Genomic DNA, 10,030 nt, shown 5'->3' with positions numbered 1-10,030 from the left:
ATCGCGAGCGCGACGACGCCGTCGTCGGTCTCGAGCCGGTGATAGCCGGGCGTGTCGATCACCAGCGCCGCGCCCGCCGCGACATCGCGCGTCGTGCCGTCTTCGCGCTGCAGACGGCCGCGCCGCGACCAGCCTTTGACGGGCGTACCGACGTCGCCGGTGAGGAAATCACGCGCGGCATCGGCGCTGAGCTGCGCGCGGCTCTGGGCAATGTCGTCCGCCGAGTCCGCGGGCAGGTCGAGCGCCGCGAGCGCCGCGCGCAGCGTGTCGGGCGCGACGCTGTGCGGCTTGCCGTCGACATCCTCCCATTCGGGCAGCAGGCCGGCGGCTTGGGCGAGGTCGGTCAGCGCGGCATCGCTCATGCGGCGGCCTCGAGCCAGGCGACGCACGAGGCCGGTGCGAGCGTCTGGTCGATCAGCCCGGTGCCGACGATCGACAGCGGCGTTGCGGACGGCGCGGCGACCGGCGCCATCGCCTCGCCGAGGTTGAGCGCGATGGTCAGCGTCGCGCCGTCGCCAAGCGTCCAGCGCGCGACCACCGCCTTGTCGCCGACAACCTCCGCGCGGACCGCGGCTGCGCCCGCCAGATGCGGCACGATCCGGTCGGCGCGCAGCGCGATCAGCGACCGATAGAAATCGCGCCACGTCGCGCCATCGTCGCCGGATGCGGCGCGCGACGCCTCGAAGGTCGCGACCGCATTGGGATCGGGGATCGTCTCGCGCTGCTCGGGGTCGGCGAAGGCGGGGAATTTGGCGAATTCCTTGCGCCGGCCCTCGCGCACCGCGTCGGCGAGCTCGTCGTGGAAATCGGTGAAGAACAGGAAGGGCGCGCGGCTGCCGGCCTCCTCGCCCATGAACAGCATCGGAATGTGCGGGCACAGCAGCAGCAAGGCGGTCGCCGCCTTGAGCCGCGCGGGGTCGGTCAGCAGAAGCAGCCGCTCGCCGAGCGCGCGGTTACCGACCTGGTCGTGATTCTGGAGGAAGGACACGAAACGCGTCGGCGGCAGATGCCCGCTCGGCTTGCCGCGCGGCTTGCCGTCGTGGTTGGCCGAGCCCTCACCCTGATAGATGAAGCCCTCGCCGAGGCAGCGCGCGAGCCGCTCGGCGGGATGATCGGCGAAGTCCTGATAATAGGCGCCGTCCTCGCCGGTGAGCAGGCAGTGCAGGACGTTGTGGAAATCGTCGTTCCACTGCGCATCGAACTGTTCGTCGCTCAGCCGCTCGGCGTCGTTGCTTTCGTTCTCGAGCACGAGATGGACGTGACGGTCGCCCGCGCCCGCACGGATCTCGGCGGCGAGCCGGTCGAGAAAGCCATTGTCCTCGATCGCATGGACCGCATCGAAGCGCAGCCCGTCGAAGCGATAGTCCTCGATCCACATCCGCGCATTGTCGATGAAATAATGCGCCACCTCGTCGCGCTGGAAGGCGATCGCATCGCCCCACGGCGTGTGGCGCGCCTCGTCGAAGAAGGCAGGCGCGATGCCCGGCAGATAATTCCCGTCCGGCCCGAAATGATTGTAGACGACGTCGAGGACCATCATCAGCCCGAGGCCATGCGCGCGGTCGATCAGCGCCTTGAGGTCGTCGGGCGTGCCATAGTCGCTGGCGGGGGCATAGGGCAGCACGCCGTCATAGCCCCAGTTGCGTTTGCCCGAGAAGGCGGCGACGGGCATCAGCTCGATCGCGGTGATGCCCAGCTCGGCGAGCGCGGGCAGCGCCTCGGCGATGCCGGCGAAGCCGCCCATCGTGCCGGGATGGCATTCGTAGAGGATTGTCTCTTCCCACGGCCGGCCGCGCCAGGCGTCGGTCTGCCAGCGATAGGCAGCGGGGTCGACGACGATGCTCCAGCCATGCACGTCGCCGGCCTGGGCGCGCGAGGCGGGATCCGGGATGGCGAGGTCGTCGGAGACGCGGAAGCGGTAGCGTGCGCCCGCGCCGACCGTCGCTTCGGCCTCGAACCAGCCGTCGTCGTCGCGCGTCATCGCGATCGCCGCACCGCCGTCGATCTCGAGCGTCACCGCCTCGCAACCCGGCGCCCACAGTCGGAAGCGCGTGCGATCGGGCGCGAGCAGGGTCGGTCCCCACAAGGGCGTCATAAGGCGGAATCCGTTCCGACGATCAGCATGGCAGCGCGGTCCTTGACGAGGATGGTGTCGCCGACCGGGCGCTCGGGCGCGCCGGGATCGGCGCTGTCGATCACGAGCGTGCGGTCGTGCGCGGGCGGTGGCAGCGTGAAATTGAGGCTAATCGGCGAGCCGTTCATCAACATGGTGACCGTTTCGAGCGTCCCGTCCTCGCAGCGACGGACCCGCCGCATCGCCAACGCCTTGCCCTGCGCATTGTGCCAATCGTCGCCGCTCAGATGCTCGCCGCGCTCGTCGAACCAGTCGATGTCGAGGATGCCGGGCGCGACGGTGACCTCGCCGTGGAGGAAGTGGCCGGCGCGGACCAGCGGATAGTGGCGCCGGATCGCGGTCAGCCGGCGGACGAAGTCGCTGAGCGCGTGGCCGCGATCGCTCTCGAGCGCCTTCCAGTCGAACCAGCTGATCGGCCCGTCCTGGCAATAGGCATTGTTGTTGCCGCCCTGCGTGCGCGCGAACTCGTCGCCGCCGAGCAGCATCGGCGTGCCGAGCGAGGCGAGCAGCGTCACCAGCATCGATCGCATCACCCGGTCGCGGACATGCTGGATCTCCGCGTCGTCGGTCGGGCCCTCGACCCCCCAGCCGCGGCTGTTGTTGTCGTCCGACCCGTCGCGATTGTCCTCGCCATTGGCCTCGTTATGCTTGTGCTCGTAGCTGACGACGTCGGCGAGCGTGAAGCCGTCATGCGCGGTGACGAAGTTGACGCTGGCCCAGGGGCGGCGCGCGCGCCGGTCGAACAGATCCGCCGAGCCCGAGATACGCGCCGCGAATTCGGGCCGCATGCCGGCGGTGCCGCGCCAGAAGCGGCGCGTGCTGTCGCGATATTTGTCGTTCCATTCGGCAAAGCCCGGGGGGTGGTTGCCGAGCTGATAGCCGCCCGGCCCGATGTCCCAGGGTTCGGAGATCAGCTTGAGCTGGTTGAGCACCGGATCCTGGCGCAGCACGTCGAAAAAGCCCGAGCGCGGATCGAAGCCGTGATTGCCCGCGCGCCCCAGCGTCACGCCGAGATCGAAGCGGAAGCCGTCGACGCGGAAGCTCTCCGCCCAATAGCGCAGCGAGTCCGCGACCAGCTGGAGCACGCGTGGATGGCTCAGGTCGACCGTATTGCCGGTGCCGGTGTCGTTGACGCAGCGGCGCGGATCGCCGTCGACCGCGCGGTAGTAGATCGCATTGTCGAGCCCGCGGAACGACAGCGTCGGCCCGAGTTCGGAGCCTTCAGCGGTGTGGTTGTAGACGACGTCGAGGATCACCTCGATACCGGCCGCATGGAGCCGGCGGATCGCCATGCGCAATTCGTCGGCGCTGCCCGTCGCCATGTAGCGCGCCTCGGGCGCGAAGAAGGCGAGCGTGTTGTAGCCCCAATAGTTGGTCAATCCGAGCTGCTGGAGCCGGCGGTCCTGGACGAAGGCGTGGACGGGCAGCAGTTCGAGCGCGGTGACGCCGATGCGCTGGAGATGCGCGATCACCTTGGGGTGCGCCAGCGCCGCAAAGGTGCCGCGTTCGTTGGGGGTCACCTGCTCGAGCAGCTTGGTGAGGCCCTTGGCATGCGCCTCGTAGATCACCGTCTCGGACCAGGCGGTGCGCGGCCGCACGTCGCCCGACCAGTCGAACGCGTCCGCGGTCACCGCCGCCTTGGGCATCGCGGCGGCACTGTCGCGCCTGTCGAAGCTCAGATCGTCGCGCGCCGAGCCGACGCGGTAGCCGTAGAGCGCGTCGGTCCAGCGCACCGTGCCGGCGAGCTGGCGCGCATAAGGGTCGAGCAGCAGCTTGTGGCGGTTGAAGCGATGCCCCTCCTCGGGGGCATAGCGGCCATGCGCGCGGTAGCCGTAGAGCAGGCCGGGGCGCGCATCGGGCAGGAAGCCGTGCCAGACCTCGTCGGTACATTCGGGCAGGTCGAAGCGCGCGATCTCGCGCTTGCCGCCGGGATCGTAGAGACACAGCTCGATCCGCTCGGCATTGGCCGAGAACAGCGCGAAGTTGACGCCGAGACCGCTGAAGCTGGCGCCGAGCGGATAGGGCGAGCCGGGCTCGAGCCGGGGGGGCAGCGGGTGCATCGCTCAGGCCGCGCCGACGACCGACGCGGACAGGCGCGCGGCATGCGCGAACGCACGCGCAGGATGCGCCGAAACTCTCGCTTTGTGGTGCAATGCAAATCCCCGATGCGCCATTGATCCTGCCAACGATGGTAGCGTGATTGTGTGCCGGGGGAATCTTTTTGCGGCCGCGGAACCGATCTTAGGATCGCGGGCTTAACCAAACACGCAGGGGGTATTTGGTTTATATGGCGCCAAGCGCGACACTCAGTGGCCTGATCAGCCGACAGGCGATGGCATTCGTGCTGGCCGGGGGCCGGGGCAGCCGGTTGATGGAACTGACCGACCGGCGCGCCAAGCCCGGCGTGTTCTTCGGCGGCAAGACGCGGATCATCGATTTCGCGCTGTCCAACGCGCTCAATTCGGGCATTCCCCGGATCGGCGTCGCGACGCAGTACAAGGCGCACAGCCTGATCAAGCATCTCCAGCACGGGTGGAATTTCTTCCGCCCGGAACGCAACGAGAGCTTCGACATCCTGCCCGCCAGCCAGCGCACCCGCGAAGATCTCTGGTATCAGGGCACCGCCGACGCGGTGTATCAGAATATCGACATCATCGCCGCCTATGCGCCCAAATATATGGTCATCCTGGCCGGCGACCATGTCTACAAGCAGGATTATGGCGTCATGCTCGAGGAGCATGTCCATAATGGCGCCGACGTCACGGTGGGCTGCGTCGAGGTGCCGCGCCATGAGGCCTCCGGCTTCGGCGTGATGCACGTCGACGACAATGACCGCATCGTCGACTTCCTCGAAAAGCCCGCCGACCCGCCGGCCATGCCCGGCCGGCCCGACCATGCGCTGGCGAGCATGGGCATCTATGTGTTCAACACCGAACTTCTGTTCGCGCTGCTGCGCGAAGACGCCGAGGATCCGAACTCGTCGCACGATTTCGGCAAGGACATCATCCCCAGGCTGGTCTCCGGCGGCAAGGCGATGGCGCATCATCTCAGCCGGTCGGGGCTGCGCTCGGAGCCCGACGCCGAGCCCTATTGGCGCGACGTCGGCACGCTCGACGCCTATTTCGACGCCAATATCGATCTCACCAACGTCGTCCCCGATCTCGATCTCTACGATCGCGACTGGCCGATCTGGACCTACAGCGAGATGACCGCGCCCGCCAAATTCGTCCATGACGAGGAAGGGCGCCGCGGCGAGGCGATCTCGTCGCTGGTCTCGGGCGACTGTATCGTCTCGGGCTCCAAGCTGCGCCGCGCGCTGCTGTTCACCGGGGTGCGCGTCAACAGCTATTCGGAGATCGAGAATGCGGTGCTGATGCCGCGCGTCGAGATCGGCCGCTCGTCGCGGCTCAAGAATGTGATCATCGACCGCGGCGTCCGCATCCCCGGCGGGCTGGTCGTCGGCGAGGATCCCGAACTCGACGCGCAGCGCTTCCGTCGCACCGAAAATGGCGTGTGCCTAATTACGCAAGATATGATCGATATATTGGCACGATGAAGCCCGTGCACGTCCTCTCGGTCGCCGCCGAGATCTACCCCCTGATCAAGACCGGCGGGCTCGCCGACGTCGCGGGTGCCTTGCCGACAGCGCTCGCCCGGCACGGCGTGCGGATGGTGACGCTGGTGCCGGGCTATCCCGCGGTGCTCGCCGCGCTAGAAGGCGGCAAGCCCGTCGCGCACATCGATTCGCTGGGGGGCGGCGCCGCGACGTTGCGCGGCGGCCGCGCCGCGGGGCTCGATCTGCTCGTGCTCGACGCGCCGCATCTCTACGACCGGCCGGGCAATCCCTATCTCGGCCCCGACGGACGCGACTGGCCGGACAATGGCGCGCGCTTCGCCGCGCTCGCGCAGGTCGCGGCGATGATCGGCGGCGGGCTCGTCCCGCGGTATCGCCCCGCCGTGATCCATGCGCATGACTGGCAGGCCGCGCTGGTCCCGGCCTATCGCCACTATGCCGGAGCCGACGCGCCGCCGGTGGTGCTGACGATCCACAACCTCGCCTTCCAGGGCCGGTTCCCGCGCGACCTGCTCGGCGCGATCGGCCTGCCCGACGCCGCCTTCACGCTCGACGGCGTCGAATATTATGGCGAGATCGGCTATCTCAAGGCGGGCATCCTGTTCGCCGACGCGATCACCACCGTCTCGCCGACCTATGCGACCGAGATCGCCTCCGAGACCGGCGGCATGGGGCTCGGCGGCCTGCTCGCCGGGCGCGGCGACGATCTCGCCGGCATCCTCAACGGCATCGACACCGAGGTCTGGAACCCGGCGACCGACGCGCTGCTTCCGCGCCGCTACGATGCCGGCGATCCGTGCGCACGCGCGACCAACAAGGCCGCCCTGCAAGCCGCGTTCGGGCTCGAGCCGCTGCCCGATGCGCCGCTGTTCGGCGTGGTCAGCCGGCTGTCCGAGCAGAAGGGGCTCGACCTGCTGCTCGGCGCGCTCCCCGATTTGTGCGCAGCCGGTGCGCAGCTCGCGCTGATCGGCACCGGCGAGGCCTGGCTCGAGGACGGGTTCCGCACCGCCGCCGCGCGCCATCCGGGCCAGGTCAGCTGCCGCATCGCCTATGACGAGGCGACCGCGCATCTCGTCCAGGCCGGGTGCGACGCGCTGCTCGTGCCGTCGCGGTTCGAACCCTGCGGCCTCACCCAGCTCTGCGCGCTGCGCTACGGCGCGGTTCCCGTCGTCGCGCGCACCGGCGGGCTGGCCGACACCGTCGTCGACGCCAACGAGGCCGCGGTCCGCGCGGGCGCGGCGACCGGCTTCGTCTTCACCCCGATCGATCCCAGCGGATTTGCAGCGGTAATCCGGCGCGTGCTGGCCGGCTATCGCGACGTGCCGGCGTGGCAGGCGATGCAGCGGGCCGGGATGCGGGCGGACGTTTCCTGGGATCGGCCGGCGCAGGACTATGCCGCGCTCTACCGTCGCCTCGCGGAGCGCCGCCGCGACGCCTGACGGGATCGGCGGAAATTGCTACGGAGCGGCGGATTTTCCCAATCCGTTTGCGCCGTCGAGCCGCCCTTCAGAAAAAATCCCCGCGGTTCAAGCCGTTCAGCATTTGGCATGGTCTCTGCAGGTATTGGCGCGAACAGGACCGCAACGCGGTTCGCCGATCCGATGGAGCCGATGATGCAGCCGACCGACGCCCCCCACAAGGACAACATCTTCGGCGTCTGCGCCGCGCTCGGCGAGGATTTCGGGTTCAACCCGCTCTATCTGCGCCTCGCGCTGGCGGTGACGCTGTTGGTCAGCCCCAAGATCATGCTGATCAGCTATGCCGCTGCGGGGATCGTCGTGCTCGCCAGCCATCTGCTCGTCCGCCCCAAGCGCGCAGCCAAGCCGGTCGCGGCCGCGTCGGGCTGGACACCGGTCATTCCGAATCTCCCCGTAGGTCAGAGCGACGACGGGCTGGTCCACGACAACCGTGCGCTCGTCGATGCCTGACAATGGTGTCCGGAAACGGACACGCTTGTCCGGTTCCGGACAGACTGCGCGGCGAGCGCAGCCCTAGAACCAGGCGATCGCGCCCAGCGCGACGCCGACCAGCGCGAAGCCGCCCGCCGCCCACAACAGCCAGCGCCGCCGGGTCAGCGCGGTGATCGAGGCCAGCGCGATCGCGATCTGCAGGAAGGTCATCGAGATGGCGAGCCGCGTGTGCGGCGACAGCGCATGCTGCGATTCGACGTCGGCCGCGTCGGACCTGGCGTCGAAGCTTTCCGCCTGTTGCCGCAGCTGCCTGGCGTGGGCGGCGTAGCGCGCGGCGTCCGCCTTATCCTTCGACGCCATCGCCGGGGTCGCATCGGCCGCGGTCGTCTCGAGATGCTGCTTGATCTGCTCGGCCTGATAATAGGCCCAGGCGTCCGACGCCCGCGCCTTCATCAGCACGGCCTCATTCTTGTAGTAGAGCGCCTCGTTCTGGGTGTGGCCGCCCAGGAAGCTGACCACCGCCCCGAGCGTCGCCAGCACCGCCGAGAACAGCGCGACCTCCTGGCCCAGCGGCACATGCTTTTCGGCGGCATGCTCGACGGCATGTTCGTGCGCGCTGGGGATTTCGAACTCGTCTTCCATGCGACCTCCTGCTCAGCCTGCGTTGCCGTCGTCGCCATTGTCGGGCGCGACGCCGCTCACCGCGTCGTCGCACTGGATCGCCGCGGTGTCGAAATCGGGATCATTGTCGAGAATGACCCGGCCGTCGCGATAGACGAAATCCTGCCCGCCGCCGGTCGCATTGGCCGGCAGGGCGTGGCCGCAGGCGATGTGCTGCGCGACCGCCGACTCCATCAGCGAGAATTGCGCCTGGACGCCGAGCTTGCGATCGACCGCCTGCTGCGCCCGCGCGGTCAGTTCCTGGTCGGTGCGCGGCTGGCGCGTGCACGCGCCGAGCAGCAGCAGCCCCGCGATCATCATCCTGCGCTTCGACATTGTCCGTCTCCCCCGTCGGCCGGCCGCGATGGCTTCTTGCCTGCGCGGCCCTGTGCCAAGCCCCGACCAGCCCGACAAGATATTTGACGGAGGCCCCGGCCTCAATGCCTGGGCGCGGGCGATGCGATGCGCTGCGCGCGCACGATGCGGATCGGATGGACGATCTGCTGGCCCTGCGTGTCCTTCGACCAGCCGCCCTTGAAGGTCGGGGCGGCGAGCATGCGGCGTACCAGCGCCATGCCGCTGACGACATGGCCGAAGGCGGCGAAGCCCGGATCCTTGCGCGTCGCGTCGAGATAGCGGCCGTCGCCGACGACTACGAAGAAATCGCCCGTCGCGGTGCCGAGATCGTCGCGCGCCATCGAGACGGTGCCGTCGTCATGGTGGAGGCCGGTGACGCTGGTCGGCTCGTGCTTCACCGGCTTGAGCATGCGGGTCATGTCGTTGGAGATGCCGCCCTGCACCAGCCCCTCGCGGCGCCCCGAGCGCACCGCGCGGTAGAAGCTCGTGCCGTCGAGCCTGTGCTGGTCGACATAGGCGAGGAAGTTGGCGGAGGTGATCGGCGCACGGCGATCGAGCGCGACGACGATCGCGCCCTGGTCGGTGTCGAGGCGGACCTGGACGGGCGGAGGTGCGGCGTGTGCTGTGCCGACCAAAGCCAGCGCGAATGCGATCCCGGACAGCCATTGTCTCATTGCGGCGATGTGCGGCCTTCCCGCCCGCGCCGCAAGTGCCGGCGCGCCCGCCAATGACTTGACTCGCGACCGGGCAAGGCGCGATTAGAACATAACAAGAACGATTGATGGCCGAGTCGGTGGATGCGTTACATGCTTTGCGCGGAAAGATCGCCCGGATCGAGCGGCAGCGGCCGGTCGATGCCCCGGCGCTGGCATCGCTCGGCATGGCCGTTGTCGACGATGCGCTGGGCGGCGGCATCGCGCGCGCGCGGCTCCACGAAATCTATGCGGCCGAGCGCGAGGACGCGGCCGGCGCGGCCGGTTTCGCGACCATGCTCGCCTGTCTCATGCTGCCTGGCGGAGCGCCGGTGCTGTGGCTGAGGCAGGAGGAGGCGGAGCGGCAGGACGGCCGGCTGCATGCGCCGGGGCTGGCCGAGATCGGGCTCGATCCGGCGCGCCTCGTGCTGGCGGTGCTGCCCGATCCGGTGACCTTGCTGCGCTGTGCGGCGGACGTTGTGCGCTGTGCCGAGGTCGGCGCGGTGGTGATCGAGCTGTGGCGCAACCCGCGCGGGCTCGATCTGACCGCGAGCCGGCGGCTGGCGGTCGGTGCCGAGGCGTCGGGGGTCACCGCGCTGATGCTGCGCATCCAGGCCGAGCCCAGCCCGAGCGCCGCGCAGACGCGCTGGGCGGTGCGCGCCGCCGCCTCGACCGCGCTCGAGGCGCAGGCGCCGGGGCATAC

Annotated in this window: 9 protein-coding genes and 1 pseudogene; 4 read left to right on the top strand and 6 right to left on the bottom strand. The window is 69.1% G+C overall.

All coding sequences use genetic code 11. The features are described 5' to 3' along the window. The 3 genes and pseudogenes from Q0326_RS04820 to glgX form a co-directional block, all read right to left on the bottom strand. Positions 1-362, bottom strand: a pseudogene (locus Q0326_RS04820) (hypothetical protein); the annotation flags it as partial. After that, positions 359-2,095, bottom strand: coding sequence for a malto-oligosyltrehalose trehalohydrolase (gene treZ, locus Q0326_RS04815; RefSeq protein WP_298687687.1), 1,737 nt, complete (start codon positions 2,093-2,095; stop codon positions 359-361). The gene treZ and the pseudogene Q0326_RS04820, both read right to left, overlap by 4 nt. Next, on the bottom strand, positions 2,092-4,194 hold the full coding sequence (glgX, locus tag Q0326_RS04810) for a glycogen debranching protein GlgX (protein WP_298687685.1): 2,103 nt from the start codon (positions 4,192-4,194) through the stop codon (positions 2,092-2,094). The genes treZ and glgX overlap by 4 nt, the downstream gene beginning before the upstream one ends. A gap of 227 nt (positions 4,195-4,421) precedes the next feature. Here glgX and glgC point away from each other — a divergent pair, with 227 nt between their 5' ends. The 3 genes from glgC to Q0326_RS04795 all read left to right on the top strand — a co-directional run bounded on the left by glgC (position 4,422) and on the right by Q0326_RS04795 (position 7,636). After that, complete coding sequence (gene glgC / locus Q0326_RS04805) at positions 4,422-5,690, top strand: glucose-1-phosphate adenylyltransferase (protein ID WP_298687683.1); 1,269 nt, start codon at positions 4,422-4,424, stop codon at positions 5,688-5,690. Continuing rightward, positions 5,687-7,147: a glycogen synthase GlgA gene (gene glgA / locus Q0326_RS04800; RefSeq protein ID WP_298687681.1), complete on the top strand. Its 1,461-nt coding sequence runs from the start codon at positions 5,687-5,689 to the stop codon at positions 7,145-7,147. Before glgC ends, glgA begins: the two co-directional genes overlap by 4 nt. Before the next feature lie 174 nt (positions 7,148-7,321). Beyond that, positions 7,322-7,636 carry a PspC domain-containing protein gene (locus tag Q0326_RS04795; protein ID WP_298687679.1) on the top strand — a complete coding sequence of 105 codons (315 nt, stop codon included), beginning with the start codon at positions 7,322-7,324 and terminating at the stop codon, positions 7,634-7,636. A 63-nt stretch (positions 7,637-7,699) separates the two neighbouring features. Here Q0326_RS04795 and Q0326_RS04790 read toward each other — a convergent pair whose 3' ends face one another. The 3 genes from Q0326_RS04790 to Q0326_RS04780 form a co-directional block, all read right to left on the bottom strand. After that, positions 7,700-8,260 carry a DUF4337 domain-containing protein gene (locus tag Q0326_RS04790; RefSeq protein ID WP_298687677.1) on the bottom strand — a complete coding sequence of 187 codons (561 nt, stop codon included), beginning with the start codon at positions 8,258-8,260 and terminating at the stop codon, positions 7,700-7,702. A gap of 12 nt (positions 8,261-8,272) precedes the next feature. Continuing rightward, a complete protein-coding gene (locus Q0326_RS04785) occupies positions 8,273-8,614 on the bottom strand; it encodes a hypothetical protein (protein WP_298687675.1) in 342 nt (113 codons plus the stop codon). Between the two features lie 101 nt (positions 8,615-8,715). Next, positions 8,716-9,309, bottom strand: a complete 594-nt coding sequence (locus tag Q0326_RS04780; protein WP_298687673.1) for a peptidylprolyl isomerase — start codon at positions 9,307-9,309, stop codon at positions 8,716-8,718. A 107-nt stretch (positions 9,310-9,416) separates the two neighbouring features. On the opposite strand from Q0326_RS04780, the gene Q0326_RS04775 reads away from it, so the two are divergent. Next, the coding region (locus Q0326_RS04775; RefSeq protein WP_298687670.1) for a hypothetical protein at positions 9,417-10,030 on the top strand (614 nt) is incomplete at its 3' end.

The organism is uncultured Sphingomonas sp., from assembly GCF_937859915.1.
GTDB lineage: Bacteria > Pseudomonadota > Alphaproteobacteria > Sphingomonadales > Sphingomonadaceae > Solisphingomonas.
This window is presented reverse-complemented; position numbering and strand designations above follow the sequence as displayed.